The organism is Streptomyces sp. JLBJ103 (genome assembly GCF_058215575.1).
Window position 1 is genome coordinate 6,394,826 of the sequence record NZ_CM177089.1, and the last position, 26,063, is coordinate 6,420,888.

The 26,063-nt window shown below is 71.5% G+C and carries 23 protein-coding genes and 1 tRNA gene; 16 read left to right on the forward strand and 8 right to left on the reverse strand.

Translation table 11 applies throughout. The features are described from left to right. Positions 1–154: 154 nt before the first annotated feature. The gene (locus tag AC4BEG_RS28195; RefSeq protein ID WP_490702532.1) at positions 155–706 is read right to left on the reverse strand and encodes a hypothetical protein; all 552 of its coding nucleotides are present in this window, start codon (positions 704–706) and stop codon (positions 155–157) included. Between the two features lie 257 nt (positions 707–963). After that, positions 964–1,836: a DMT family transporter gene (locus AC4BEG_RS28200; RefSeq protein WP_490702533.1), complete on the reverse strand. Its 873-nt coding sequence runs from the start codon at positions 1,834–1,836 to the stop codon at positions 964–966. A 299-nt stretch (positions 1,837–2,135) separates the two neighbouring features. On the opposite strand from AC4BEG_RS28200, the gene AC4BEG_RS28205 reads away from it, so the two are divergent. Further along, positions 2,136–2,264 (forward strand): hypothetical protein, encoded by a 129-nt coding sequence (locus tag AC4BEG_RS28205; RefSeq protein WP_490702534.1) that lies wholly within the window; start codon positions 2,136–2,138, stop codon positions 2,262–2,264. Positions 2,265–2,351: 87 nt separating this feature from the next. Here AC4BEG_RS28205 and AC4BEG_RS28210 read toward each other — a convergent pair. Next, positions 2,352–2,439: transfer RNA gene (locus AC4BEG_RS28210), tRNA-Leu, on the reverse strand. A gap of 251 nt (positions 2,440–2,690) precedes the next feature. Here AC4BEG_RS28210 and AC4BEG_RS28215 point away from each other — a divergent pair. Both AC4BEG_RS28215 and AC4BEG_RS28220 read left to right on the forward strand, forming a co-directional pair. Next, positions 2,691–4,028 (forward strand): M20/M25/M40 family metallo-hydrolase, encoded by a 1,338-nt coding sequence (locus AC4BEG_RS28215; protein WP_490702535.1) that lies wholly within the window; start codon positions 2,691–2,693, stop codon positions 4,026–4,028. Positions 4,029–4,413: 385 nt separating this feature from the next. Then, positions 4,414–5,292, forward strand: coding sequence for a chaplin (locus AC4BEG_RS28220; RefSeq protein ID WP_490702536.1), 879 nt, complete (start codon positions 4,414–4,416; stop codon positions 5,290–5,292). Between the two features lie 117 nt (positions 5,293–5,409). On the opposite strand, the gene AC4BEG_RS28225 is transcribed toward AC4BEG_RS28220, so the two are convergent. Continuing rightward, positions 5,410–5,598: a DUF5703 family protein gene (locus AC4BEG_RS28225; RefSeq protein WP_014059547.1), complete on the reverse strand. Its 189-nt coding sequence runs from the start codon at positions 5,596–5,598 to the stop codon at positions 5,410–5,412. 47 nt (positions 5,599–5,645) lie between these two features. On the opposite strand from AC4BEG_RS28225, the gene AC4BEG_RS28230 reads away from it, so the two are divergent. After that, positions 5,646–6,311 carry a hypothetical protein gene (locus AC4BEG_RS28230; protein ID WP_490702537.1) on the forward strand — a complete coding sequence of 222 codons (666 nt, stop codon included), beginning with the start codon at positions 5,646–5,648 and terminating at the stop codon, positions 6,309–6,311. Between the two features lie 270 nt (positions 6,312–6,581). Here the strand turns inward: AC4BEG_RS28230 and AC4BEG_RS28235 are convergent, their stop codons facing one another. Next, positions 6,582–9,131, reverse strand: coding sequence for a helix-hairpin-helix domain-containing protein (locus tag AC4BEG_RS28235; protein WP_490702538.1), 2,550 nt, complete (start codon positions 9,129–9,131; stop codon positions 6,582–6,584). Next, positions 9,128–10,108 carry an aldo/keto reductase gene (locus tag AC4BEG_RS28240; protein ID WP_490702539.1) on the reverse strand — a complete coding sequence of 327 codons (981 nt, stop codon included), beginning with the start codon at positions 10,106–10,108 and terminating at the stop codon, positions 9,128–9,130. The genes AC4BEG_RS28235 and AC4BEG_RS28240 overlap by 4 nt, the downstream gene beginning before the upstream one ends. A gap of 127 nt (positions 10,109–10,235) precedes the next feature. Here AC4BEG_RS28240 and AC4BEG_RS28245 point away from each other — a divergent pair, with 127 nt between their 5' ends. Both AC4BEG_RS28245 and AC4BEG_RS28250 read left to right on the forward strand, forming a co-directional pair. Continuing rightward, positions 10,236–11,285 (forward strand): LLM class F420-dependent oxidoreductase, encoded by a 1,050-nt coding sequence (locus tag AC4BEG_RS28245; protein WP_490702540.1) that lies wholly within the window; start codon positions 10,236–10,238, stop codon positions 11,283–11,285. A gap of 245 nt (positions 11,286–11,530) precedes the next feature. Further along, positions 11,531–12,328, forward strand: a complete 798-nt coding sequence (locus AC4BEG_RS28250) for a ferritin-like domain-containing protein (protein WP_490702541.1) — start codon at positions 11,531–11,533, stop codon at positions 12,326–12,328. 115 nt (positions 12,329–12,443) lie between these two features. Here the strand turns inward: AC4BEG_RS28250 and corA are convergent, their stop codons facing one another. Beyond that, complete coding sequence (corA, locus tag AC4BEG_RS28255) at positions 12,444–13,436, reverse strand: magnesium/cobalt transporter CorA (protein ID WP_490702542.1); 993 nt, start codon at positions 13,434–13,436, stop codon at positions 12,444–12,446. A 95-nt stretch (positions 13,437–13,531) separates the two neighbouring features. On the opposite strand from corA, the gene AC4BEG_RS28260 reads away from it, so the two are divergent. From AC4BEG_RS28260 to mshC, 4 genes are all read left to right on the forward strand, one after another. Then, complete coding sequence (locus AC4BEG_RS28260) at positions 13,532–14,227, forward strand: histidine phosphatase family protein (RefSeq protein WP_490702543.1); 696 nt, start codon at positions 13,532–13,534, stop codon at positions 14,225–14,227. 147 nt (positions 14,228–14,374) lie between these two features. Then, positions 14,375–14,965, forward strand: coding sequence for a DUF3090 domain-containing protein (locus AC4BEG_RS28265; protein WP_490702544.1), 591 nt, complete (start codon positions 14,375–14,377; stop codon positions 14,963–14,965). Continuing rightward, complete coding sequence (locus tag AC4BEG_RS28270; RefSeq protein ID WP_490702545.1) at positions 14,929–15,846, forward strand: SCO1664 family protein; 918 nt, start codon at positions 14,929–14,931, stop codon at positions 15,844–15,846. Before AC4BEG_RS28265 ends, AC4BEG_RS28270 begins: the two co-directional genes overlap by 37 nt. A gap of 199 nt (positions 15,847–16,045) precedes the next feature. Next, positions 16,046–17,275: a cysteine--1-D-myo-inosityl 2-amino-2-deoxy-alpha-D-glucopyranoside ligase gene (gene mshC / locus AC4BEG_RS28275; RefSeq protein WP_490702546.1), complete on the forward strand. Its 1,230-nt coding sequence runs from the start codon at positions 16,046–16,048 to the stop codon at positions 17,273–17,275. A 306-nt stretch (positions 17,276–17,581) separates the two neighbouring features. Here mshC and AC4BEG_RS28280 read toward each other — a convergent pair whose 3' ends face one another. Then, the gene (locus tag AC4BEG_RS28280) at positions 17,582–18,715 is read right to left on the reverse strand and encodes a PAC2 family protein (protein WP_490702547.1); all 1,134 of its coding nucleotides are present in this window, start codon (positions 18,713–18,715) and stop codon (positions 17,582–17,584) included. A gap of 255 nt (positions 18,716–18,970) precedes the next feature. Between AC4BEG_RS28280 and AC4BEG_RS28285 the strand changes: the two genes are divergently transcribed. From AC4BEG_RS28285 to AC4BEG_RS28310, 6 genes are all read left to right on the forward strand, one after another. Then, the gene (locus AC4BEG_RS28285; protein WP_490707234.1) at positions 18,971–20,443 is read left to right on the forward strand and encodes an enolase C-terminal domain-like protein; all 1,473 of its coding nucleotides are present in this window, start codon (positions 18,971–18,973) and stop codon (positions 20,441–20,443) included. Then, positions 20,440–21,243 (forward strand): SDR family NAD(P)-dependent oxidoreductase, encoded by an 804-nt coding sequence (locus AC4BEG_RS28290; RefSeq protein WP_490702548.1) that lies wholly within the window; start codon positions 20,440–20,442, stop codon positions 21,241–21,243. The genes AC4BEG_RS28285 and AC4BEG_RS28290 overlap by 4 nt, the downstream gene beginning before the upstream one ends. Positions 21,244–21,308: 65 nt before the next feature. Then, complete coding sequence (locus AC4BEG_RS28295) at positions 21,309–22,346, forward strand: sugar ABC transporter substrate-binding protein (RefSeq protein WP_490702549.1); 1,038 nt, start codon at positions 21,309–21,311, stop codon at positions 22,344–22,346. 2 nt (positions 22,347–22,348) lie between these two features. Continuing rightward, complete coding sequence (locus AC4BEG_RS28300) at positions 22,349–23,992, forward strand: sugar ABC transporter ATP-binding protein (RefSeq protein ID WP_490702550.1); 1,644 nt, start codon at positions 22,349–22,351, stop codon at positions 23,990–23,992. Then, entirely contained in the window at positions 23,989–25,026 is a 1,038-nt protein-coding gene (locus tag AC4BEG_RS28305) for an ABC transporter permease (RefSeq protein ID WP_490702551.1), read from the forward strand. The genes AC4BEG_RS28300 and AC4BEG_RS28305 overlap by 4 nt, the downstream gene beginning before the upstream one ends. A gap of 26 nt (positions 25,027–25,052) precedes the next feature. After that, on the forward strand, positions 25,053–26,054 hold the full coding sequence (locus AC4BEG_RS28310) for an aldo/keto reductase (protein WP_490702552.1): 1,002 nt from the start codon (positions 25,053–25,055) through the stop codon (positions 26,052–26,054). Positions 26,055–26,063 lie beyond the last annotated feature (9 nt).

Consider the following 26,063-nt stretch of genomic DNA (forward strand, 5'->3'; position numbering starts at 1 on the left):
CGGGAGAGGCGCGGGTGTGGACGCCTCCGTCCCCCGCACCCGCCGTCCTCGCGCCCGACGTCCCCGCGTCAGCCACCTCGACCGACTCCACCGCCTCCCGGCCCGGGAGCCCACCACCGCGGGCTCGTCCGCTGGGCGGGGCGATCAATGGGGCTCACCGCCCGCTGCTCAGTTCCTTGCAGACTTCGGCCGCGGCGTGGGTGTCTCCGCCATGGGCCAGCGCGAGATCGATGAGAGCCGTTCCCTCATCGCTGATGATCAGGTGCGCGGGTTGGATGTCCCCGTGCGCCCACCCTGCGGCGTGCAACGCGGCTACGGCTTCCGCGCACGACACTGCTTCACCTGGGTCGGGCTCTGACGAGGCCCCTTCGGCGGGGTGCGGCTGCCAAAGGTCGTAGAGGCTGCTGCCCTGGTGCCAGGGCTGGACGTTCCAGGTGCCGTGTTCCCAGTCGCCATAACTGACGTGGTCCCGGTCGAGGTGCTGCAAGATTGCGCCCTCACGGCCGGGGGCCAGGGCAGTCCACTCCTGGGCCTCCCCTTCGCTCGTTGCTTTGATCGCATAGCCGAGCTTGACGGCATACCGGCCCTGCTGCGTCTCGACCTCCCAAACGGTTGATCGGCGCCGGTCGAGTACGAGCCGCCTTCCTGAGGCCGCCAGCGACTCCAAGACGCTGGTGGGGATCGCGTACGAGGCTGCTTCGGCCATGAATTCTGATCCTCTCCGGAGGAGCGAACCGCCCCTCAGCCTGTGCTGAGAGGCGGCTCTGTCTCACATCACCGGCCGGAGATTACTCCGACTGCTCGTACGGTCGTCCGCAGTTGGAATCGCACTGCGCTGCGTTCTTCCGCGGATGCGTCCCGATGGGCCAGTTCGTAGGCGTGACGGACGAGCAATTGTCAAGAACTGTGGATCAGTTCGGATAGGTGGCCCTCGCCGGCCGAGCGGGGGCGAGGGCCGCGAGCTCAGGATTTGTCGCGTGCCAGGATGGCGATGGCTGTCAGCAGCAGGACCGACCCGAGTACCAGGAGCGTGCTGATCTGCTCGCCGAGCAGGACGGCTAGGAGCGCGGCTGTGGCGGGTTCGAGGAGCACGAGCACGGCCGCGGTGGTGCTGCGGACCGTGATCAGCCCGGAGAAGTACCAGCGGTAGGCGAGCAGGGTCGGCACGACACCGAGGAAGATGAGCCAGCCGGTGGACTCGCCGACGTGTTCAGCGCGTGGCCAGACTCCCTGGACCAGCGCCAAGGGAAACAGACACACTGCCCCTGCACTCCAAGTCACCGCGTCTGTGGTTGCTTTCCCGGTGCGGCGGGCCTGCAAGGTGACGGCGCTGTAGCCGACGGCGGAGAGCAGGGCCAGCGCGATGCCCACAACGGGGCGGGGCCCGGAGACCGGGCGCGCGACCAGAAGCAGCAGGCCGAGCAGCGCGGTCCCGATCGCGGCGGTGCCGCGCTTGGTGAGCCTCTCTTTCAGAAAGACGTGTGCTCCGGCGCTGACCAGGATCGGGCTCGCGCCAAGGGCGACCATGGTGCCGAGGGCGAGCCCGGCGTCCCGGACGGCACCGAAGTAGGCCGTCTGATAGGCCGCCAGAGCGACGCCGGTGAACACGGCGGTGCGTCGGCATGGCGTGGTCCGGACGCCGGCAGGTTCGCGCGAGCGTTGGGCGGTCAGGACGGCTGCCGCGATGGCGAAGCGCCAGAACGACACGGCGATGGGGCCGAGGCCGCTGGTACGGAAGAGTTCGTGTGCTGCCGCGCCGCCGGCACCCCAGGCGATTGCGGCGGCGGAAACGGAGAGCAGGCCACGCCGAAGCGGCGTGAAGGCATGCGTGATCATGTGGTGCGTCTCCACGATGGATAGCCGGATGGGGTCCGCTTGGTGTGCGGGCGGCATCCATCGCCCCGGCAGCTGTGTGGCCAGGGTCGGGACTGGTCTGCGCCGCCCGCTAGCGGACGGGCGGCGGCAAGATCATGAAGCGCATGGGCGGAACCCTAGCGTGGCCGCTTCGGCGGATGGGACTGCTTTTCCTGGTGGTCGGGCCGGGGCATCATCTTCGTCAGGCTGCTACGGCCTCGGGGCGTTCGACGAGGTGGCCGTTCGCGAAGCGGGCTCCGGCAGGGACCAGGGGGACCGAGGTGGGCGCCAACGTCCGGCACCACTCGCCGGGCTACACCATGGCCCGGTACGGCCACTCTCGTCAGGACGGAGCGCGCCGACTGGCCGCCTCCGGTGCGGGCCGACTCGGCCTGTCGTCCCTGGTCTGACCTGGGGATTCACTGGGCCATGGTCACGTGGTTGGTCATGTCACAGCTCAGAAAGGCGAAAGACCCCTGATGAACAGGGGTCTCGTCTGGTGTCCGAGGGGGGACTTGAACCCCCACGCCCGATAAAGGGCACTAGCACCTCAAGCTAGCGCGTCTGCCATTCCGCCACCCGGACCAGGTGTCTGCCGTCCCGGCCCGCGGCCGTTCCGACGTGGAAACCATAGCAAACATCCGGGCGTGCTCGATCACACGTGCTCGCCCACCCTGCACGGCTCCCGCCGGGGCGGCGGAGCGTGTGCAGGGGCATGACGACCGTATTGCCGCCTTGGGCTGGACGGGCGGGCGAGGGAGTATGGCTCGTGGACCCCGTCGCGGGCCGGCCCGGGTGCGGGCGGTGCCCCGCGGCAGTGAACAGGAGGAGGCAGCGTGAGTGAGTCGCTTTCGGACGCGACGACGGCCGGTGCGGTCAGGGGTGAGGACGAGGTCGTCGACCTCTGCCGCGATCTGATCCGGATCGACACCAGTAACTACGGTGACCACTCCGGCCCCGGCGAGCGTGTGGCAGCCGAGTACGTCGCCGAGAAGCTGGCCGAGGTGGGGCTCGAGCCCAAGATCTTCGAATCGCACAAGGGCCGGGCCTCGACCGTGGCGCGGATCGAGGGCGAGGATCCCTCCCGTCCGGCGCTGCTCATCCACGGCCACACCGATGTGGTGCCGGCCCAAGCCGAGGACTGGACCCACCACCCCTTCTCCGGAGAGATCGTGGACGGCTGTGTCTGGGGCCGGGGCGCGGTCGATATGAAGGACATGGACGCGATGACGCTCGCGGTCGTACGCGACCGCCTGCGCACCGGCCGCAAGCCCCCGCGCGACATCGTGCTGGCCTTCCTCGCCGACGAGGAGGCGGGCGGGGTCTACGGGGCGCGTCATCTGGTCAATGAGCACCCCGAGGTCTTCGAGGGCGTGACGGAGGCGATCGGCGAGGTCGGCGGCTTCTCCTTCGACGTCAACGAGGAGCTGCGGCTGTACCTCATCGAGACCGCCCAGAAGGGCATGCACTGGATGCGGCTCACGGTGGACGGCACCGCGGGGCACGGCTCGATGAGCAACAGCGACAACGCGATCACAGAGCTTGCGGAGGCGGTCGGCCGGCTCGGGAGGTACAAGTTCCCGGTGCGGGTGACCAAGACCGTGCGGTCGTTCCTGGACGAGCTGTCCGACGCGCTCGGCATCCCGCTCGACGCGGAGAACATGGACGAGACGCTCGCCAAGCTCGGCGGTATCGCGAAGCTCATCGGAGCGACGTTGCAGAACACGGCCTCGCCGACGATGCTCGGCGCCGGTTACAAGGTCAATGTGATCCCGGGGCACGCCACCGCCCATGTCGACGGGCGCTTCCTGCCGGGGCACGAGGAGGAGTTCCTCGCCGACCTCGACCGCATCCTCGGCCCGCGGGTCAAGCGCGAGGATGTGCACGCGGACAAGGCGCTGGAGACCAGCTTCGACGGAGCGCTGGTCGACGCGATGCAGTCGGCGCTGAAGGCCGAGGACCCGATCGCCCGCGCCGTGCCGTACTGCCTCTCCGGTGGTACGGACGCCAAGTCCTTCGACGACCTCGGCATCCGCTGCTTCGGCTTCGCGCCGCTGCGGCTGCCTCCGGAGCTGGACTTCGCCGGGATGTTCCACGGGGTCGACGAGCGGGTGCCGGTGGACGGGCTGAAGTTTGGCGTGAGGGTGCTGGACCGGTTCCTGGACGCCTGCTGATCACTTGCTGATCACGGCTGTGACCGGTGCGAACGCCGACGGGGTTACTCCCTCGCACCGGTTCGGCCTAATCGATCACACATACCGAAAGAACCGAAAAGAGTGAATGCTGTCGTAGCTTGATAGCTTGATTGCTCCCTCCTCGTTACATGGTGTGTGCGGCTCGTGACAGGGGCCGCGATGCCGAAAAGGGGGTGGGGGCAGTGCCCCGCCTTCGGCAACTACCGCATCGATCATGTGACATTGGGTCACGGTCCACCGGGATGTGATCCCGGGTGGCTCCGGAGGGCGTGCCACGCGCTCCGGAGCGGCTCGGGCATGGGGGTGCGGGCGGAGACGCCCGCGCGCATCCCGGCCGGGACGGAAGGCAGGGGAGCGAGAAGTTATGCGACAGGTTGCGAAAAAGGGCCTGATCACCGTAGTGGCGGCGAGCGGCGTGCTGGCCGTGACCGGTGGCTACGCCCACGCGAGCTCGGGGGCGGACGGCGGTGCCGCGAACTCGCCGGGGATCGTGTCGGGCAACTCCATCCAGGCGCCGGTCCACGTGCCGGTGAACGTGTGCGGAAACACGGTGTCCGTCATCGGCCTGATGAACAGCGCCGGTGGCGGGGGCTGTGGTGGTGAGCGGGCCAGCGGCTCGGGCAGCGGCTCCGGTGGCTCCGGCGGCTCCAGCTCGACCAGCGGCTCCCAGGCCCAGGGCGGCACCGAGGGATCGTCCGGGATCGGCTCCGGCAACAATGTCCAGGCGCCGGTCCACGTTCCGGTCAATGCCTGCGGGAACAACATCGGGGTGGCCGCGGTCGGGAATTCCACGGACGGCGGCGACTGCGGTGTGGTCGATGCGGTCCCGAACGAGCCCGGTGAGCCCAATGAGCCGGGTGAGCCGAACGAGCCCGGTGAGCCGAACGAGCCGGGGGAGCCCAACAACCCGGGTGAGCCGAACGAGCCCGGTGAGCCGAACAACCCGGGGCAGCCCAACAACCCCGGTCAGCCGAACAACCCGGGGCAGCCGAACAACCCCGGTCAGCCGAACAACCCGGGGGACAACAACCCCGGCGATGACTCGGACAAGCCCGGCGGCCAGGAGCAGACCGGAGTCCACGGGCCCAACCCGTCGTCGAACCTCGGTGGCTCCCACCTCGCGGGCGACGAGCAGCTGGCCCACACCGGTGCCGGACCGGTTGATCTGGCCATTCCGGCCGCCGCCGGAATGCTGCTCGCGGGCACGGTGCTCTACCGCCGCGCCCGTACGGCACGGCGCTGACCCACGCTCCGTGCGTCATGCATCACATATCGCCACGTTGCACCACGCGGTGTGAGGGCGATGTGACTCTCGGCGGGCCCCGCGCTGGCGCGGGGCCCGCTCCCTGTTCCGCTGCCCCTACCAGGTGGCGCGCAGCTGGCGGATGATCCGCCGCCGCAGCCGCACCCTGCGGCTGCCGTCGGGGTTGAGTCTCAGACGATCCAACTCCCAGTGTCCGTATTCGGCATGGTCGGTGAGCAGGCGGGTAGTCGCCTTGCGGGAGACCCCACGCGGCACATACACGTCGCAGAATTCATATTCCGGCATCGCATCTATTGTGCGGGAACTGCCCTGCTACGGATAGCGTCTGCACTATGTCTGATGCTGCGCAGCCATCCGCTGCCGAGGTACGCGCCGCCGCCGAAGCGGTGAAAGCCGCACTGGATCGTCACCTCGACGCTGTCGAACGCCGGTCGGGGGAAGCAGACCCAGCCGTGTATGCCGCGTTCAACGAACTGGCAGCGGCAGCCGAGGTCTACGACGAACTGCTCTACGACGCCTACGACGAGGTCACCCCCTTCGAGATCCCCGGGGACGACGCGCTGCCGGCCTATGCCGGACCGGACGAGCCCAGCGTGCTGAACGTGCTGATCCGGAGGGACTACACGATCGCCGAACCGCAGCGTCTGCTCTCGCAGGCCCAGCGGATCGCCGACCTCGATCCGGACTCCGCCACCGGAAACGGTCGGCTGGGCGGCGAACCGGCCGCCGTCGGGGAGAGCGTTCACGCCGCGCTGGGGGTGCTTTTCGGCGAATTCGAGCCGGATGAGATCGCCTCCCGGCACAAGGAATTCGGACTGGAGGAGGGCGACTCCACCCTGTGGGTGGCGGCCGCGGAGGAGCCCGCCGAACCGGGGGAGTGGCTGTCCGCCCCCTTCGATCAGGCCGACCCGGAGTTGGTGGTCTGCCGCTTCGACGTCAGCTCGGTCTTCGACGAGGAGGGCGAGGAAGACCTCGAGGTGCTGGGCCCGGGAGGCTGAGCCGCGCTCCCGGGGCGCGGGGGCCGTTGGTCCCGGCCTGTCTTCCTGGGTTCCGCGTTTTGGGGAGGCCGGGTAGGCCGGGCCTGAGTTGCCGTGGGGGGCGTCCGCCGCGTCATCGCGCGCCCCTGCACGGCAGCGTGCCCGGCCGGAACCCAGCCTCGCCCCGCGATCGGGGTGGAAGCCGTGCGCCGGGCAGCCGGGCGCCCCGGCCTGCCGCCCGGCTCCGTCGTCCGTTTCCGGTGCACGGCGCCTGTACCCGGGTGTCTCCGGTCAGCCCGCCGGTGGCACCTGAGCCTCGAGCAGAGAGCGCAGGCGGGTGGTGCGGTCCTTGAACGGGATCTCCGCCACCGCTCGGGGAAGCGCCGCATCCACGCCGTGGACCACGGACAGATGGCGCTCGCCACGGCTGAACGCGGTGTAGACCCAGGCCCGGGTCAGGGCGGACGCCGCGTCGCCCGGCAGCACTACGACCGCCGCGGGCCAGCGCGATCCGGCGGCCTGGTGCGCGGTGATCGCCCAGCCGTGCCGCAGCAGCTCGCCGACCTCCTCGCGCCCCACCACCACGGGTGTGCCCGCACAGTCCAGCCGCAGCCCGTCGGCGTCCGCCGACACCACCGTGGCCAGCACGGTGCGGCCCGGGGCCGGGGTGTAGGCCACACGGTCGCCCGGGTCGAAGCCGCCGAACCGGCCGGGGCCGGGGTTCAGCCGATTCTTGAGAGCGCTGTTCAGCGCACGCGTCCCGGCGGCGCCGCCGTGGCCCGGGGTGATCACCTGCGTCTGCTCAGCCGGAACGCCGATCGCGCGCGGCACCGAGTCCGCGACCAACTGCACGGTACGGTGCACCGCCTCACCCGCGTCACGCGCGGGCACGATCACGACATCCTTGCCCGGCGCCTCGACCTGGTGCAGCTCGCCGATGCCGATCCCCGAGACCAGTTCGCCGATCGGCCCGGGGTCGGGGGTGCGCGAGACGACCTGCGGGCAGCGGCGGGCCGCCAGCAGATCCGCGAAGACCCGGCCCGGCCCGGCGGACCAGAGGACCCCGGGATCCCCGCTCAGCACCAGCCGTGCGCCGTCCGGCAGTGACTCGACGAGCATCGCCGCCGTCTCCACATCGAGCTGCGGCGCGTCGAGAACGGCGAGCAGATTGAGCGCCAGCGCTCCCTCCTCGTCGCGGCCGGGGCCCTCACCGCCGGACAGCAGCCCCGCGACGGTGACGGCCGACGGCGCCGCGGCACCGGACGGGTCGGTGTCGATCAGCGCGGCCAGGCGCCGTCTGCCGTTCTCGCTGTGCGTCGCCGCATACGCCCGCAGGCCCATCGCGCGGGCGGCGGCGACCAGCGCCGCCGGTTCGGCGCGGGCCGCCTCACCACCGCTGTGGGTGACCAGGCCGTGGGCCCCCACGGTGCGGATCAACTCGGCGGCGGAGGGGGACGGAGCGGCGGCGGCAGCCTTCTCCCAGTCGGGCGCGCCCGGCTCACCGGTGCCCGGCTCACCGGCCTCTGCGCCGTCCGCCGATCCCTCCGGGGGGCTCGGCGGCCCGGTGAAGGTACTGGCCACCCGGGCCAGACCGTCGGCCAGGCTCTCTTCCGCCAGTGCGTAGCGGTCCAGGCCGAGCAGGACCCGGACGGGCTGTTCGGCGCCCTCCTCGGCGTCGGCGGTGGCGGGGCGGGCGGCTCCTGGAGTGTCCAGCGCGTCCTGGAACACCAGCACTTCGCCGTCCGCGATCACGGTGCGCAGCGCCTCGTCCGGGTCGGGTACGGACACCTTGGCGAGTGCGGCGGACAGCGCACCGGACTCGAGTGCGGTGTGGCCCTCGAGCGCGGCGCGCTCCAGCAGCCAGCCGGTGAGCGCCCGCGCACGGCGCTCGTCGTCCGGTCGGCAGTCGGGGCCGAGCAGGGCGCGCGCGAAGCCGTCAGCCTGGTCGTGGCGGACCCCCGGGACCGCCAGGAGCAGCCAGGGGTCCTCGCGCAGCGCCTCGGCCGCCCGCTCGCCGAGTACCTCTGCCACTCGCCCGGCCAGCGTCTCGGGTGCCCCGCCCGCCGCGAGCACCTGCCGGACGTCGGCAGCCCCCGCGATCTCGCCGTCCGGCCCGCGCACCGGCCGGGGTGCCGCCCGGACCACACCACTCGGGCCGGGGTCGGCCGGGACGCCCCCGCCACCGGGGGCGTCAGGACGTGACTGCTGGGGTCGGGGCGCGGCGGCGGGCGCCGGGCTGGGCGCCGGACGGCGGGTCGGAGCGGGCTCGTTGAAGAACGACGCCGCCGACCGCTCACCGCTCTCCACGGCCCGCACCGCGGCGGCCAGCGCCTCGGCGGCAGCCGACCGCCCCTTGCCCGCTGTTGCGGCGGCAGCGGCGGTTCCGGAATCGGTCCCGGCTGCCGCTCCGGCCGCGGCACCGGTGCCTTCCGGCTCCGGTGTGGTGGCTTCGGCCCTGACGGGCGGGTTCGGCGAGCCCTCGGCGTCGGCCTCCGCGCCGGTGTGCGCATCCGCCCCCTCCGGGGACTCGCCCCCTGCGGCCGCGGCGGGACCGTGGTCACCCAACGCCGCCGCGGCCCCATGGGCGTCCTCCCTGTCCGGGGCCGCTGGCGTGTCCTCTCCCGGCTCATCCGTCCCCGCGGAGGCATCGCCCCCGGCCGCCGAGGTCTCCCGGACGGTGGCGGACTCCGAACCCCCCGGCTCCGCCCCCGTTTCCGTCCCCGGCTCCGCCCGTCCACCGGCGTCCCCGGCCTGCCCGGCCTCCGGCGCGGTCGTCCGCGGGGTCGTGTCGGCCTCCTCGGGCGCGGATGCGGCCTCGCCGGCGAGGCGGTCGGTACTCACAGGGTGCTCCAGTCCTGATCGGGATAGCGGTGCACGGGCGCCGACACATCGTCGAGCGCCTGGCAGATCTCGTCCGGAAGACTAAGGGTCTCCACCGACAACGCCGCCCTCAGCTGCTGGGCGTTGCGCGCGCCGACGATCGGCGCGGCGACGCCCGGACGGTCGCGGACCCAGGCGAGGGCGACATGCAGCGCGGTGGTGGCCAGTCCGTCGGCGGCTATGGCGACGGCCTCGACGACGCGGCTCGCCTCCTCGTCGAGATACGGCGCGACGAAGGCCGCGAGCTCGGAGGCGCCGCGGGAGTCCGCCGGGGTCATATGGCGGTACTTCCCGGTCAGTACGCCCCGGCCGAGCGGTGACGAGGGGAGCAGACCGATCCCCAGGTCGAGGGCGGCGGGCAGCACTTCGCGCTCGACGCCGCGCTGGAGTAGGGAGTACTCCATTTGTGTGCTGGCGAGCCGGGTGTGGGCGCCGGACGAAGCCAGCTGCCAGGTGGCGGCCTTCGCGAGCTGCCAGCCGCAGAAGTTGGAGACGCCCACATATCGGGCCCGCCCGCTGCTGACCGCGATATCGAGTGCCTGGAGGGTCTCCTCGAGCGGGGTGACCGGGTCGAAGGCGTGCACCTGCCACAGGTCGACATAGTCCGTGCCCAGCCGCTCCAACGAGGCGTCCAGCGCGTCCAGCAGATGGCCGCGCGAGCCGTCGAAGCGCCGGTCGGGATCGGGCACGCTGCCCGCCTTCGTGGCGATCTGGAGGTCGCGCCGGGGCACCAGCCCCTCCAGCAGCTGCCCGAGGAGGTATTCGGCGCCGCCGTCCGCGTACACATCCGCGGTGTCGATCAGTGTGCCGCCCGCCTCCCAGAACGCCTTGAGCTGGTCGGCGGCGTCGTGTTCGTCGGTGTCCCGCCCCCAGGTGAGCGTGCCGAGCCCGAGCCGGGAGACGCGCAGGCCCGTGCGGCCGAGGTGCCTTTGCTCCATGAACATCGAGATTACTGGCCGGAAAGCGAGCCGTGGCAGCCTGTGGATAACCTCCCCCTGACGTATCGCGGTCCCGCGCGCTAGAGTCCCCGGAACAGGGACGTTACTGATCAGTAAGAGGTGCGGTATGAGGCTCGGAATCAACCTCGGCTACTGGGGTGCCGGGATGGACGCGGACAACCTCGCGGTCGCCCGCGAGGCCGACCGGCTCGGTTACTCGGTCTGCTGGGCGGCCGAGGCGTACGGCTCGGACGCCGCCACCGTGCTCGCCTGGGTCGCCGCGCAGACCGAGCGCATCGACGTCGGCTCCGCCATCTTCCAGATCCCGGCCCGTACGCCCGCCATGACGGCGATGACCGCCGCCACCCTCGACACCCTCTCCGGCGGCCGCTTCCGCCTCGGCCTCGGCGTCTCGGGCCCGCAGGTCTCCGAGGGCTGGTACGGCGTGCGGTTCGACAAGCCGCTCGCCCGCACCCGTGAGTACGTGGAGGTCATCCGCAAGGCCATGTCGCGCCAGCGGCTCACGCACGACGGCGACAACTGGACGCTGCCGCTGCCCGACGGCCCCGGCAAGCCGCTCAAGCTCACCGTGCACCCGGTGCGCGAGTACATCCCGCTGTACATCGCGGCCATTGGCCCGAAGAACCTGGAGCAGACGGGCGAGATCGCCGACGGCGCACTGGTGCTGTTCTACGCCCCCGAGCACGCCGAGGAGACCACCCTCGGCTCGCTGCGCGCGGGCCGGGCCAAGATCGGCAAGGACCTCGAGGGCTTCGATGTGGTGCCCACCGTCCCGATGGCCGTCGGCGATGACGTCCGCGGCCTCGCCGACCACTTCCGCCCGTACACCGCGCTCTACGTGGGTGGCATGGGCAGCGCCAAGCAGAACTTCTACAACAAGCTGGCGCAGCGCATGGGTTATGAGAAGGAGGCCGCCGAGATCCAGGAGAAGTACCTCAGCGGCGACAAGGAGGGTGCCGCCGCGGCCGTGCCCCACGAGCTGATCGACTCCACCTCGCTGATCGGCCCCGTCGAGCGCATCGCCGACCGTATGCAGGCGTACGCCCAGGCCGGGGTCACCACCCTGTCGCTGACCCCCGCGGGCTTCACGCTCGAGGAGCGACTCGCCGGTCTGCGGGCGGGCGTCGAGGCGCTGGAGCGGGCCGGGCTGGCGTAAGGCCGCCCGGACCGGCGTAAGGCCGCCGAAAAAGTCCTGCGGCCGTGGTGGGGGCTCGGGGGTCTTCCCCGCCACGGCCGTCACTGTGCACAACGCCTGTGCCCCCGGCTGGTTACGCCCGCCCGGTCTTCTCCGGAATCGCCCGTACGGACGAGCCGGACCCCTCCCCTGTTGCCGCTGCGCACACCCGGCATTTGACTTTTTCTGCGCGAATGTCGTGCACGGAGCGCACGGAGGTGGCAGAGATGATCTCGGCGAAAGGCGTCTTCCAGGAGATCCTCGACAACGACGAGTCGTTCCGGCTCTTCTGCTCCATCGCGGCCAGCGGCGAGGCCCAGGGGGGCTGGGAGAACGGCCGGATCGCCGCCCTCGTGCCCGACAGTCAGCGTGCCCTCGCGCCCAAGATCACCCGGCATGGCGCCGACGAGGACAAACACGGCCGGATCTTCAACGCTCTGTTGCGCAAGCGCGGACTGGAGCCCATGGAGGTCCCCCGCGAGACCGACTACACCATGCTGCTGGAGGCGCGTGGCATCGGGCTGGCCCATGACAAGCTGCGCCGTGACGAGATGCTGACCGAGTACGACATCGTCGTCTATCTCGCGCACAGCCGGGTCACCGAGCAGCGGGCCTCCGCCCAGATGCTGATGCTGCGCAAGTACTTCGGTGACCATCCGGTGATCGGCCGCGCGGTGCAGATGATCTCGAACGACGAGGACAACCACCTCGCCTACTGCCATGAGGAACTGCTGCGGCTGGCCGCCGCCGGTTACGGCCGGACCATCCAGCGGACGCTGCGGGAGAGCGCGCTGGCCGAGATCGAGGTCTACCGGGATGTGAGCCTCGCCGTGATGTCCCATATGGGGCGCATCCTGGGCTGGTCCACGGCGAAGGCCGCGGTGCTGGCGGCGGGTGTGCACGCCATGTACGGCGTCGAGCGGCTGGGCGGCTGGCGGCGTATGGTCACGCTGCGGATGCCCGAGCGGCGGGACGCCCTGGGCGGCCCCTCGACCAATGCCTCCGAGGCTCGCGAGTTCGCCTGAGACAGGCCCCGGGCGGGCCCCGGGCAAGCCCCTCGGAGGGCTGCCGAAACAGTTGCCGAAACAGCTGCTGGAACGGGCGGTCTGCCGGAACGGGCGGGCGCCCTGCCCCGCTCGCTCAGAGCCAGCCGCGGCGTTTGAACATCCGGTACAGCAGTGTGATCGCACCGACCATCAGCAGCAGCACCGCCGGATAGCCCCACGGCTCCTTCAGCTCCGGCATGTGGTCGAAGTTCATGCCGTAGATTCCGGCGATCAGCGTCGGCACCGCGGCCATCGCCGCCCACGCCGAGATCTTCCGCATGTCGTCGTTCTGCCGTACGCCCATCTGCGCGAGATGGGCGGCGAGGATGTCCGACAGCAGCCGGTCCAGCCCTTCCACATGCTCGTTCACCCGGGTCAAATGGTCGCTGACATCGCGGAAGAACGGCCGCGAGCCCTCGTGGACGAACGGCACCCCGGCGCCCGCCAGCCGCTCCATCGGCTCGGCCAACGGGCCCGTGGCCCGGCGGAATTCGAGCACCTCGCGCTTGAAGGCGTAGATCCTGCCCGCCGTGTTCTGCCTGGTCGCGCTGTCCGGCGCGAAGACATCGGTCTCCAGCCCGTCCAGGTCCTCATGGAGCTCGTCCGCGACATCGAGGTAGTGGTCCACGACCGCGTCGGAGACCGCGTACATCACCGCCGTCGGCCCGTGGCGCAGCACATCGGGCGCCCGCTCCAGCCGCTCCCGCACCGTGCTGAGCGGATTGGCCTCCCCGTGCCGGACGGTCACCACGAAGGAGTCACCCACGAACACCATCAGCTCACCCGCGGTGACGGTGCCCGCCTTCTCGTTGTACTGGACCGGCTTGAGCACCAGGAACAGGGAGTCGTCGTACACCTCCAGCTTCGGCCTCTGGTGGGCGTGCAAGGCGTCCTCGACGGCCAGCGGATGCAGTCCGAACTCGCTGGTCACGAGCTCGAACTCCTTCTCGGTCGGCTCATGGAGCCCGATCCAGAGGAAGGAGTCACCCGCCGCTCGCGCCTGGTCGAGGGCGTCGGAGAAGTCGGCGGGCCCTTCGGTGCGGCGCCCGTCCTGGTAGATGGCACAATCCACGATCACGCGGGGCATTCTGCCGCCCCTGGCTCCGATACGCACGAGGGGGCCGGTGAAGGGAGGCGGGCGCACCCCCTGAGGTGCCCGTGCGTGGCCGTAGGGTGGCAGGCATGCCCACGCTGATCCTCGTACGGCACGGCCGGTCCACCGCCAATACCGCGGGTGTCCTCGCGGGCTGGACGCCCGGTGTCGCCCTCGACGAGCGCGGCGCCGCACAGGCCGCGGCGCTGCCCGGACGGCTGGCGCGGCTGCCGCTCGCCGCGGCCGTCACCAGCCCGCTCCAGCGCTGCCAGGAGACGCTGGCCCCGCTGCTCACCGCCCGCCCCGGGCTGCCCCTGCACACCGAGGAACGGATCGGCGAGTGCCACTATGGCGACTGGTCGGGGCGCAAACTGGCCGAGCTCGCCGATGAACCGCTGATGAACGTCGTCCAGCAGCACCCCTCGGCCGCCGCCTTCCCGGGCGGTGAGTCGATGCGCGCCATGCAGGCGCGGGCGGTCGACGCGGTGCGCGACTGGAACGCCCGGATCGAGGCGGAGCACGGGGCCGACGCGGTCTATCTGATGTGCTCGCACGGCGACATCATCAAGTCGCTGGTGGCGGACGCCCTCGGGCTGCATCTCGACCTCTTCCAGCGGATCTCGGTCGAGCCCTGCTCGGTCACCGCGATCCGCTACACCCCGACCCGGCCGTTCCTCGTGCGGCTCGGGGACACCGGTGACTTCGCGGGTCTGATCCCGCGCGAGCACCCGCCCGGCGACCAGGGCGGGGACGCGGCGGTGGGTGGCGACGCGGGAGCACCGTGATCGCCGTGGGCGGGCGCGACGTGATCTCCGTGCGCAGTAGGGTGGTGCCGCGGCGCACACCCGCCGTGACCGCCGTGACCGGGCAGTCGTGACCGTCAGCAACCAGCAGTCAACCAGCCGAGCAGTCGAACCAAATGGAGCAGGACGTTGTCCCGTCAGGTGTTCCTCTATGACCCGCCGGACCGTTTCGTCGCCGGTACGGTCGGGCTGCCTGGTCGCCGCACCTTTTTCCTCCAGGCGTCCGCGAGTGGCCGCACCACCAGTGTGGCCCTGGAGAAGACCCAGGTCGCCGCACTGGCCGAGCGGATAGACGAGCTGCTCGACGAAGTGGTCCGGCGCACCGGCGGAAACGCCCCGGTCCCCGCCGTCGCACCCGCCGAACTCGCCGACACCGAGCCGCTGGACGCCCCCGTGGAGGAGGAGTTCAGGGTCGGCACCATGGCGCTCGCCTGGGACGGCGAGGAACAGCGGATGATCGTCGAAGCGCAGGCCCTCGTCGAGTTGGAGGCCGAGTCCGAAGAGGACCTGGCCGAGGCCGAGGAGCGGCTGCTCCAGGACGATGTGAACGGGCCGCCCATGCTGCGGGTGCGGCTCACCGGCACCCAGGCCCGCGCCTTCGCCAAGCGCGCGCTGGACGTCGTCAACGCCGGCCGGCCGCCCTGCCCGCTGTGCAGCCTGCCGCTCGACCCGGAGGGACACGTATGTCCGCGCCAGAACGGATACCGCCGCGGAGCATGACGCCTCCGGAGCCGTCCGAGCTGCTGGCCCTGGGCGAGCTGACGGTGCGCGGCCGGGTCCGGGAGGCGTCCAACGCGGTGCTCTACTGCACGGTCGAGTACCAGGGCCACAGCGCGCCCTGCGTCTACAAGCCGGTGGCCGGAGAGCGCCCGCTGTGGGACTTCCCGGACGGCACGCTGGCCCAGCGTGAGGTGGCCGCGTACGAGATCTCCGAGGCGACCGGCTGGGGGCTGGTCCCGCCCACCGTGCTGCGCGACGGTCCGTACGGGCAGGGGATGTGCCAGCTGTGGGTCGAGGTGGCCGACACCGATGGATCGGACACCGATGGATCGGGCACCGACGGATCGGACGGGGCGGGAGCCGACGGGAGCGACGGACCCCAGGACGATGGGGGCGGTACGGAACTCCTCGCGCTGATAGAGGGCGATGAGCCCGGCCCCGGCTGGAAGGCGGTCGGCTTCGCCGAGGTGGGCGAGGGCCGCACCGCGCTGCTGGTCCACGCCGACGACGTCCGGCTGCGCCGACTGGCCGTCCTGGACGCGGTGATCAACAACGGTGACCGCAAGGGCGGCCATCTGCTGCCCGCCGCCGGAGGGCGGCTCTACGCGATCGACCACGGGGTGACCTTCAACGCGGACGACAAGCTGCGCACCCTGCTGTGGGGATGGGCGGGGGAGCCGCTTCCGGACGATGTGCTCGAGGTACTGGGCCGGTTGGCGGAGCAGCTGGCCGACGGCGGGCCGCTGTGCGCCCGGCTGGCGGAGCTGATCACCGCGGCCGAGATCGAGGCGCTGCGGGCCCGGGTGGCCGTGCTGCTGAGCACCAAGGCGCACCCCGAGCCCAGCGGGCAGTGGCCCGCGATCCCCTGGCCCCCGGTCTGAGGCGGACGGGCCGGGCGGCCGCCGGTCCGGGCCGAACGGGCCGAACGGGCCGAACGGGCCGGGCGGCCGCTGTCCGTACCCCGCGGCGGCCGTCGCACATGGGCACAGCATCTTCTGGGTAGGAGCACAAGAGTGCCTATCCGGCCAACAGGTCTGGTCCGGTTCGTATCCGGAACTGGCATCCGGTTACGCTCATGGCATGTATGCCTGGCCCGCTTCTGAGGTTCCCGCCCTGCCCGGCAGAGGCCGCGACCTGAGGATTCACGACACCGCGACCGGGGGACCGATCACCCTCACCCCCGGCCCCGTCGCCCGCATCTACGTCTGCGGCATCACGCCGTACGACGCCACCCATATGGGACATGCGGCGACCTACAACGCGTTCGACCTCGTTCAGCGCGTGTGGCTCGACACCAAGCGGCAGGTGCACTACGTCCAGAACGTCACCGATGTCGACGATCCACTGCTGGAACGGGCCGTGGCGAACGGCGACGACTGGACCGCGCTCGCGGAGCGCGAGACCGCCCTCTTCCGCGAGGACATGACGGCCCTGCGGATGCTGCCCCCGCGCCACTACATCGGCGCCGTGGAGGCCATACCGGGGATCGTGCCGCTGGTGGAGCGGCTGCGCGACCTGGGCGCCGCCTATGAGCTCGAGGGCGACGTCTACTTCTCCGTGGAGTCCGACCCCTCGTTCGGATCGGTCAGCAGGCTCGACGCCGAGGCGATGCGGCTGCTGTCCGCCGAGCGCGGCGGCGACCCCGAGCGCCCCGGCAAGAAGAACCCGCTCGACCCGATGCTGTGGCTGGCCGCCCGTGAGGGCGAGCCGAGTTGGGACGGCGCTTCGCTCGGCCCCGGCCGCCCCGGCTGGCACATCGAGTGCGTGGCCATCGCCCTCGACCACTTCGGCATGGGCTTCGACGTGCAGGGCGGCGGCTCCGATCTCGCCTTCCCGCACCATGAGATGGGCGCCTCGCACGCCCAGGTCCTCACCGGTGAGCGGCCGTTCGCGCAAACGTATGTGCACGCCGGGATGGTCGCCCTGAATGGCGAGAAGATGTCCAAGTCCAAGGGAAATCTGGTCTTTGTCTCGGCGCTGCGCCGCGACGGTGTGGACCCCGCGGCCATCCGGCTCGCGCTGCTGGCCCACCACTACCGGGCCGACTGGGAGTGGACGGACGACGTCCTGCGGGAGGCGCGAGAGCGGCTGGGCCGCTGGCGCGCCGCCGTCTCGCGGCCGGACGGACCGTCGGCCGACGCGCTGGTGGAGGAGATCCGCGAGGCGCTGGCGGACGACCTCGACGCCCCGTCCGCCCTGGCCGCGGTGGACCGCTGGGCCGCCGTGCAGGCGTCCTCCGGGGGTACGGACGAGGGGGCGCCCGGTCTGGTGTCGCGCGCGGTCGACGCACTGCTGGGTGTTGCGCTCTGACCGTCCTGACGGTCTTCTGACCGCGCTCTGATCGGTCCCTGACCATACGGACGGGCCCGCACCGGGAAACTCCCCGGTGCGGGCCCGTCCGTCGTGCTGTGTGCGCTGTGCGGGCGAGGCCCTGTCCGATGGGTCTTTGAGGAGCAGCCCGCGGCGTCTGGTGCAGGGGGCACCTCCCAGCGTTAGCGGGGGGAGCGTCGCACGGCGGAGGATCGCCCTCGTACTGGGCGTACTCGGGCGACTTTCGCAACGCCGCGAGGTGCGGTGCCAGACGTCGCGGGCCCGATAAGACCCGCCGGACAGGGCCTAACCGCCGGCGCCGGGCCCGTTGTCGCCGTCCCCGCTGTCCCGGTCCCGGGTGTTCCCGCCCTGGCCGCCCTGGCCGCCCTGGCCGTCTTGGCCGTCGGGTCCGTCGGTGCCTTCCGTGGCGCTCTCGTCGCCGTCGGAACCCTCGCTCTCCTCCCGGGCCACCTCGTCCTTCGGTGACGGCTTGCGCGGGCGCGTACGGCCGCTGGAGGAGTCCCGCAGATACCCACCGGGGCCCGGACCGTCCGCGACACCGCCGCTCTCGGTGGCGTGGCCACCCGGTCCGGGCTGGCCGTCCCGCCGCCGCAGATAGCGCTCGAACTCGCGGGCGATGGCCTCGCCCGACGCCTCCGGCAGCTCCGCGGTGTCGCGCGCCTCCTCCAGGGACTGCACATACTCGGCCACTTCGCTGTCCTCGGCGGCCAGTTGGTCCACGCCCAGCTGCCAGGCCCGTGCGTCCTCCGTCAGCTCGCCGAGCGGGATCCGCACGCCGATCAGGTCCTCGAGACGGTTGAGCAGGGCCAGGGTCGCCTTCGGGTTCGGTGGCTGCGAGACGTAGTGCGGTACGGCCGCCCACAGGCTCACCGCCGGAACACCGGCGTGGGTGCAGGCCTCCTGGAGGATCCCGACGATGCCGGTGGGGCCCTCGTAGCGGGTCTCCTCCAGGTCGAGGCTGCGGGCCAGATCCGGATCGGAGGTGACACCGCTGACCGGCACCGGCCGGGTGTGTGGGGTGTCGCCGAGCAGTGCGCCGAGGACCACGACCATCTCCACGCCCAACTCATGGGCGTAGCCGAGGATCTCGTTGCAGAACGACCGCCAGCGCATGCTGGGCTCGATACCGCGCACCAGCACCAGATCGCGGGTCTTCTCACCGGTGTCCGCGCGCACCACGGAGAGCCGGGTCGTCGGCCAAGTGATCTTGCGCACCCCGGAATCCAGGGCCACGGTGGGACGGTTCACCTGGAAGTCGTAGTAGTCCTCGGCGTCGAGCGCGGCGAAGACCTCGCCCTTCCACTCCCGGTCCAGATGCCCCACCGCGGTGGAGGCCGCGTCTCCGGCGTCGTTCCAGCCCTCGAAGGCACAGATCATGACCGGGTCGATCAGCTCGGGAACCCCCTCAAGCTCGATCACCCAGCGCCTCCTTCCGACCGGGGCGGACGGGTCGGTACCGCCCCCGGTTCCAGTTCCATTGCGTGCGACCCAAGCCTACGGCTTAGGGGGCCTCCCGCCGCAGCCCCCGTACACCACAACACTTAGATTCATCCGACCTGTCCCGCGAAAACTGCGACGCACCTCTGGACGCCGCGCGAACAACAGCGCTATACATCGGATCATCGCGAAAGGTCCGATGTTCTGTCGCGTCACGTTCAGGGAGCCCCGTTGATACTGCGTCCCGTCGTCACCGAACTCGAGGTCCACGACATCCGCTTTCCCACCTCGGAGCGGCTCGACGGCTCGGATGCCATGAACCCGGACCCCGACTACTCCGCGGCCTATGTGGTGCTGCGGACGAACGCTCCAGCCATGGGCGATCCGGACGCCGCGGGTGATCCGGACGCCGCGGGTGATCCGGACACCTCGGGCGGCCCGGACACCGCCGTGGCCGAGGGGCACGGATTCGTCTTCACCATCGGCCGTGGCAATGACGTCACCGCGGCCGCCATCCGCTCGCTGCGCCCCCATGTGGTCGGCCGCCCCGCCCCGTACACCGCCACCGAGCTCGCCGCACTGCACCGCGATCTGACGCATGATTCGCAGCTGCGCTGGCTCGGGCCGGAGAAGGGCGTGATGCACATGGCGGCCGGGGCGGTGGTCAACGCCGCATGGGACCTGGCCGCCACCTACGCCGCCAAACCGCTGTGGCAGTTCCTCGCCGACATGTCCCCCGAGGAACTGGTGGAGCTGGTGGACTTCCGCTATCTCACCGACGCCCTCACCCGCGACGAGGCCCTGGCCATCCTGCGCGCCGCCGAACCGGGCCGCGCCGAGCGCGCCGCGCGGCTGCGCGAGCGCGGCTATCCCGCGTACACCACCTCGCCCGGCTGGCTCGGCTACACCGACGAGAAAATGATCAAGCTGGCGCAGGAGGCGGTCGCCGACGGCTTCGGCCAGATCAAACTGAAGATCGGTGCCGATCTCGACGAGGATCTGAGACGGATGCGGCTGGCCCGTGAGGCCGTCGGCCCCGGTGTCCGGATCGCCGTCGACGCCAATCAGCGCTGGGACGTGCCGGAGGCGCTGCGCTGGATGCGCGCCCTGGCCCCGTACCAGCCGCACTGGATCGAGGAGCCGACCAGCCCCGACGACGTCCTCGGCCACGCCGCCATCCGCGCGGGACAGCCCGTCAAGGTGGCCACCGGTGAACACGTCGCCAACCGCGTGGTGTTCAAACAGCTGCTCCAAGCCGGTGCGGTGGACTTCGTCCAGATCGACGCCGCACGGGTCGCCGGGGTCAACGAGAACCTCGCGATCCTGCTGCTCGCCGCCAAACACGGACTGCCAGTGTGTCCGCACGCGGGCGGTGTGGGCCTGTGCGAACTCGTCCAGCACCTGTCCATGTTCGACTTCGTGGCCGTCTCGGGCAGCTGGGACGACCGGGTCATCGAGTACGTCGACCACCTCCATGAGCACTTCACCGACCCGGCGGTCGTCGAGTCGGGCCGCTACCGGGCGCCGGCCGCGCCGGGCTTCTCCGCGCGGATGCGTCCCGCGTCCATCGCCGCCTACCGCTATCCCGACGGACCCGAGTGGCGCGGCCGTGTCCCCAGCACCCCCCACGCCATGTCGGCCGCGGAACATACGGCAACCACGGAACGCACCGCGTCCACCACCGCCCGTACGACCGGAGGGAACCCGTGAACCAGCCGCATTCCACCGGCGACTTCGAGGGGCTGGCCGCCCTGGTGACCGGTGGCGCCTCCGGTATCGGCGCCGCCGTCGCCATGGCGCTGCGCGACCGCGGCGCCCGGGTCGCGGTGCTCGACCGCGACCCCACCGGCGCCCCGGCGGGCACCCTCCCCGTCACCGCCGACGTCACCTCCGACGAGGCGGTACGGGCCGCGGTGGCCGAGACCGTCGCCGCGTTCGGCACCCTGCACACCGTCGTCGGCAACGCGGGCATCGGCGCCGTCGGCACCGTCGAGGACACCGCGGACGAGGAGTGGCAACGGCTGCTGGACGTGAATGTGCTGGGCCTGGTGCGCACCGCGCGGGCCGCGCTGCCCCATCTGCGCGCCGCCGCCGCCGACCGCCCCGGCTGTGTGTCCATCACCCACACCTGCTCGATCGCCGCCACCGCGGGGCTGCCGCAGCGTGCCGCCTACAGCGCCAGCAAGGGCGCCGTACTGGCGCTCACCCGCGCCATGGCCGCCGACCACATCCGCGAGGGCATCCGCGTCAACTGCGTCAACCCCGGCACCGTGGACACCCCGTGGGTGGGGCGGCTGCTGGACCGGGCGGCCGACCCGGCGGCCGAGCGCGCCGCCCTGGAGGCCCGTCAGCCGACCGGACGGCTGGTGTCCGCGCAGGAGGTCGCCGCCGCCGTCGCGTATCTGGCCGGACCCTCGGCCGCGGCCGTCACCGGCACCGCGCTGGCGGTGGACGGCGGGATGCAGGGGCTGCGGCTGCGCCCCGAACCTTCCGGAGAGCCGGAGCGCTGAGAAGCCCCCCGACCACCCCCCACACCCGCACCGTATGAACCAGGATCGACCAAGGACGGGACCCGATGACGAGACTGCGCACCTCCGGCACCGCCGCCTGCGCCGTGCTGCTGGCCGTCGCCGCGCTCACCGGCTGCAACCGTGAGAGCGGCGGCGCCGGTGGCGGCAAGGTCGGCATCGACATGCCGCGCACGGACACCGACTTCTGGAACTCCTACCAGCAGTATCTGGAGAAGGGCATCGACAAGGGCACCGTCTCCGCCCTGCCGCTGTCCAACTCGCAGAACGACATCTCCAAGCTGGTCGCCAACGTCCAGGCGTTCAGCGACCAGGGCGCCAAGGCCATCGTCATGGCTCCCCAGGACACCGGCGCCGTCTCGTCCACCCTCGAGCGGCTGGCGGAGAAGAAGATCCCGGTCATCAGCGTGGACACCCGCCCCGACGCCGGAAAGGTCTACATGGTGGTCCGGGCCGACAACCGGGCCTACGGCACCAAGGCGTGCGAATACCTCGGCAAGAAGCTTGGTGGCAAGGGCCGGGTCGCCGAGCTTCAGGGCGACCTCAGCTCCATCAACGGCCGGGACCGGTCGCGGGCGTTCGCCTCCTGCATGAAGAAGAAGTACCCCGGCATCACCGTGCACGAGCTGCCCACCGACTGGAAGGGCGATGTCGCCTCGGCCAAGCTCCAGAGCCTGCTGGCCCAGCACCGGGACATCGACGGCATCTATATGCAGGCGGGCGGCGCCTTCCTCCAGCCCACCCTGGCGCTGCTGGAACAGAAGAAGCTGCTGAAGCCCGCGGGTTCGGCCGGGCACATCACGATCATCTCCAACGACGGCATCCCCGAGGAGCTGGACGCCATCCGCTCGGGGAAGATCGACGCCACCCTCTCCCAGCCCGCCGACCTCTACGCCACCTACGCCCTGAAGTACGCCAGGGCGGCGCTGGACGGCAAGACCTTCAAGCCCGGCCGCACCGACCACGGCTCGGAGATCGTCAAGATCGAGAACGGTCTCGAGGACCAGCTCCCGGCGCCGCTCGTCACCAAGAAGAACGTCGACGACCCGGCGCTGTGGGCCAACCAGCTCGAGAAGAAGAAGTAGCCATGGCCACCGTGGAACAGCCCACCGCGGTGCGCGCCCGGCGCATCGTCAAACGGTACGGACCCACCGTCGCCCTGGACCGGGCCCAGCTTGCCGTGGCACCCGGCGAGGCCCACGCGCTCGTCGGGCGCAACGGGGCGGGCAAGTCCACGCTGGTCTCCGTGCTGACCGGCATGGCACGCCCGGACGAGGGCGAGGTGACGTTCTCCGGCGAGCCCGCACCCCGCTACGGCGACACCGCCGCCTGGCGCGCCAAGGTCGCCTGCGTCTACCAGAAGTCGATGGTGGTCCCCGAGCTGACCGTGGCCGAGAACCTCTATCTGGGCCGCTTCCCGGGCAGCGGACGCATCCGCTGGCCGGAGCTGCGCGAGGCCGCCCGCGCGACACTCGCCGAGTACGGCGTCGAGGTGGACCCGCGGACGCGGGCGAAGGACCTCGGCGTCGAGCAGCGGCAGTTCGTCGAGATCGCCCGCGCCCTGTCCTTCGGGGCACGGCTGATCATCCTCGACGAGCCCACCGCGCAGCTCGACGCGGGCGGAATCGACCGGCTCTTCGCCCGGCTGGCCGAACTGCGCGCCCAGGGCGTCGCGTTCCTGTTCATCTCGCACCATCTGCAAGAGGTCTACGAACTCTGCGACACCGTCACCGTCTTCCGTGACGCCCGCCATGTGCTGACCGCCCCCGTCGCCGAACTGCCCAAGGAGGACCTGGTCGCGGCGATGACCGGGGACACCGCCGAGGCGCCCGGGGGCGACTCCCGCGCGGCCGTGCGCGCCCCGGTCACCCGCCGGAGGGCCGAGCCGGGCGGGGAGCCGGTGCTGCGCACCGAAGGGCTGTGCGCGGAGGGCGCGTTCGCACCGCTGGACCTGGTGGTGCGGCCGGGTGAGGTGGTGGGCCTGGCCGGGGCGACGGCCAGCGGCAACACCGCGGTGGGGGAGACCCTGGTGGGGCTGCGCCGCCCGGACGGCGGACGGCTGGCGGTCCGCGGCCGCCCGGTGCGCACCGGCAGTGTGCCGCACGCCCTCGACGCCGGGATCGGCTACGTTCCCGAGGACCGGCATCGCCAGGGGCTCGTACCGGGGCGCAGTGTCGCGGAGAACGCCACGCTGACCGTCACCGACCAGCTCGGGCCGTACGGCACGGTACTGCCCTCGCGTACCCGCGCCTTCGCCCAGCGCATGATCACTTCGCTGGACATCAAAACCGCGGGGCCTTCGCAGCCCGTTTCGGGTTTGTCCGGCGGAAATCAGCAGAAGGTCGTCATCGCGCGGGCGCTGGCGCGCGAGCCCAGTGTGCTGGTCGCCATCCGCCCGACCGCCGGAGTGGATGTGAAGTCCAAGGACGCGCTGCTCGGGGTGGTGCGGGAGGTCGCCGCGGCCGGGAGCGGGGCGGTCATCGTCTCCGACGAACTGGACGACCTCAGGGTCTGCGACCGCGTCCTGGCGTTCTTCCACGGGCGGGTGGTCGCCGAGTTCGACAGCGGCTGGACCGACCGCGGACTGGTCGCGGCGATGGAAGGCATCGCGGAACGGGACACGGAGCGGGACACGGAACGGGACATGGCCGGGGCACCCGGCGGCGCGCGCGAGAGCACGCACACGGGCCACCAGGGTGGGCACGACGGCACGGGAGGAAGGACGTCATGACCGATACCGCACGGCAGCGGGCCATCGAGCCGGTGGTGGAGGGACCGGCTGACCGGGCCCGCCCGCGGCTGGACATCGCGCGCTGGCGCGATCTGTCCCTGGTCCCCGTGATCTTCGTCCTGGGGGTGATCGGCTTCATCGTCTCGCCCGCCTTCCTCACCGAGGACAACCTGATCGGCGTCGTTCAGCAGTCGACCGAACTGGGACTGCTGGTGCTCGGCGAGGCGCTGATCTTGATCAGCGGACGGATGGACCTCTCCCTGGAGTCCACCATCGCGGTCGCCCCCGTGATCGCCCTGTGGCTCGTCCTGCCCGCGCACGGCGCCCGGTTCGAAGGGCTCGGGCTGCTGCCGGTGTGGACGGCCATCCCGCTGTGTCTGGCCGTCGGAGCGGCCATCGGGGCCGCCAACGGCTTCCTGATGCTCAAACTGCGTGTCAACGGCTTCATCGCGACGCTCGGCATGCTCACCATGCTGCGCGGGCTCCAAGTCGGCATCTCCGAGGGCCAGTCGATCGTCAACGTCCCCGAGTCCTTCCGCTACCTGGGCAAGGCGGACTGGCTGGGCGCCCCCGCCGCCGTATGGCTCTGCCTCGGCCTCTACGCGATCGGTGGCCTCGCTCTGGCCTATCTGCGCCACGGGCGGGCGCTGTACGCCATCGGCGGCAACCCCGAGGCGGCCCGCGCGGCGGGCATCCGCGTGGACCGCATCACCTGGATCGTGCTGAGCGCGGGCGGGCTGCTCGCCGCGTTCGCCGGGGTCCTCTACACCGGCCACTACGGCTCGGTCGCCGCCACCCAGGGCAACGGCTGGATCTTCCAGGTGTTCGCCGCGGCCGTCATCGGCGGTATCAGCCTCAAGGGCGGCCGGGGCACCCTCTTCGGCGCGCTCACCGGTGTGCTGACCCTCCAACTGGTGGTCAATGTGATGACCCTCGGCGGTGTTCCGCCGCTGTGGAACCAGTTCATCAACGGCTCCATCATCATCGTCGCGCTGATCATCTCCCGCTACGCCAGCGGCGAGAAGCAGGACTGAGGGGAACGGGGAGGGAGGAGGCGGCCATGGCGGGGATACCGCGCGGACCGCGGGAACTGGGGCGCTCCGGCGTCCGGGTACCGCCCCTGGGGCTCGGCTGCGCACCGCTGGGCAACCTCTACACGGCGGTGCCCGAGGAGCGCGCCCAAGCCACCGTACGGGCCGCCCTGGACGCGGGCCTGAGCTATCTGGACACCGCGCCGCACTACGGCGTCGGCCTCTCCGAAGAGCGCCTGGGGCGGGTGCTGGCCGGGCACGACCGCACCACGTACACCCTCTCCACCAAGGTGGGGCGGCGGCTGCGGCCCCGCGCGCCCGGGGAGCCCGCCCAGCCGGAGGGGTTCGCCGGCACCCCCGACCGCGTCCGCGCCTGGGACTTCACCCGGGACGGGATCCTCGCCACCCTGGAATCCTCCCTGGAACGGCTCGGGGTCGACGCCCTCGACATCGTCTACCTCCACGATCCGGAAAACCACATCCGTGAGATCTATGAGACGGGCTTCCCGGCCCTGGCCGAACTGCGCGACCAGAAGGTGGTCCGGGCCATCGGCTTCGGGATGAACCACAGCGATGTGCTCGCCCGCTTCGTCGCCGACCTCGATGTGGACGTCGTGCTGTGCGCCGGACGCTGGACCCTCCTGGAGCGCACCGCCTACGACGATCTGCTCCCGGAGTGCGAGCGGCGCGGCACCTCGGTGGTGGTCGGCGGCGTCTACAACTCCGGCCTGCTGGCCGCGCCCGGCCCCGGAGCCCGCTACGACTACCGGCCGGCGCCGGCGGAGACCATAGAGCGCGCCCGGCGCCTGGCCGAGGTGTGCGCCGGATTCGGGGTGCCGCTGCGGGCCGCCGCCCTGCGCTTCCCGTTCGGCCATCCCGCCGTGGCCGCCGCGGTCGTCGGCTGCGCCGCACCGGCCGAAGTCCGGGACAACGCCGCCCTGTTCGGCCACGACATCCCCGACGAGCTGTGGCACGCTCTGGTGCGCCGCGGGCTGCTCGACGACGACCTCCCGCTGCCGGTCCGACCGTGAAGGAGCGAC

Excerpts from the sequence above, each read along its gene's own strand:
- AC4BEG_RS28250 (WP_490702541.1), top strand. The coding sequence starts at position 11,531 with ATGATCTCGGCGAAAGGCGTCTTCCAGGAGATCCTCGACAACGACGAG.
- AC4BEG_RS28260 (WP_490702543.1), top strand. The coding sequence starts at position 13,532 with ATGCCCACGCTGATCCTCGTACGGCACGGCCGGTCCACCGCCAATACC.
- AC4BEG_RS28300 (WP_490702550.1), top strand. The coding sequence starts at position 22,349 with ATGGCCACCGTGGAACAGCCCACCGCGGTGCGCGCCCGGCGCATCGTC.
- AC4BEG_RS28295 (WP_490702549.1), top strand. The coding sequence starts at position 21,309 with ATGACGAGACTGCGCACCTCCGGCACCGCCGCCTGCGCCGTGCTGCTG.
- AC4BEG_RS28305 (WP_490702551.1), top strand. The coding sequence starts at position 23,989 with ATGACCGATACCGCACGGCAGCGGGCCATCGAGCCGGTGGTGGAGGGA.
- AC4BEG_RS28195 (WP_490702532.1), bottom strand. The coding sequence starts at position 706 with ATGGCCGAAGCAGCCTCGTACGCGATCCCCACCAGCGTCTTGGAGTCG.
- AC4BEG_RS28200 (WP_490702533.1), bottom strand. The coding sequence starts at position 1,836 with ATGATCACGCATGCCTTCACGCCGCTTCGGCGTGGCCTGCTCTCCGTT.
- AC4BEG_RS28225 (WP_014059547.1), bottom strand. The coding sequence starts at position 5,598 with ATGCCGGAATATGAATTCTGCGACGTGTATGTGCCGCGTGGGGTCTCC.
- corA (WP_490702542.1), bottom strand. The coding sequence starts at position 13,436 with ATGCCCCGCGTGATCGTGGATTGTGCCATCTACCAGGACGGGCGCCGC.
- AC4BEG_RS28220 (WP_490702536.1), top strand. The coding sequence starts at position 4,414 with ATGCGACAGGTTGCGAAAAAGGGCCTGATCACCGTAGTGGCGGCGAGC.
- AC4BEG_RS28270 (WP_490702545.1), top strand. The coding sequence starts at position 14,929 with ATGTCCGCGCCAGAACGGATACCGCCGCGGAGCATGACGCCTCCGGAG.
- AC4BEG_RS28230 (WP_490702537.1), top strand. The coding sequence starts at position 5,646 with ATGTCTGATGCTGCGCAGCCATCCGCTGCCGAGGTACGCGCCGCCGCC.
- mshC (WP_490702546.1), top strand. The coding sequence starts at position 16,046 with ATGTATGCCTGGCCCGCTTCTGAGGTTCCCGCCCTGCCCGGCAGAGGC.
- AC4BEG_RS28245 (WP_490702540.1), top strand. The coding sequence starts at position 10,236 with ATGAGGCTCGGAATCAACCTCGGCTACTGGGGTGCCGGGATGGACGCG.
- AC4BEG_RS28310 (WP_490702552.1), top strand. The coding sequence starts at position 25,053 with ATGGCGGGGATACCGCGCGGACCGCGGGAACTGGGGCGCTCCGGCGTC.
- AC4BEG_RS28240 (WP_490702539.1), bottom strand. The coding sequence starts at position 10,108 with ATGGAGCAAAGGCACCTCGGCCGCACGGGCCTGCGCGTCTCCCGGCTC.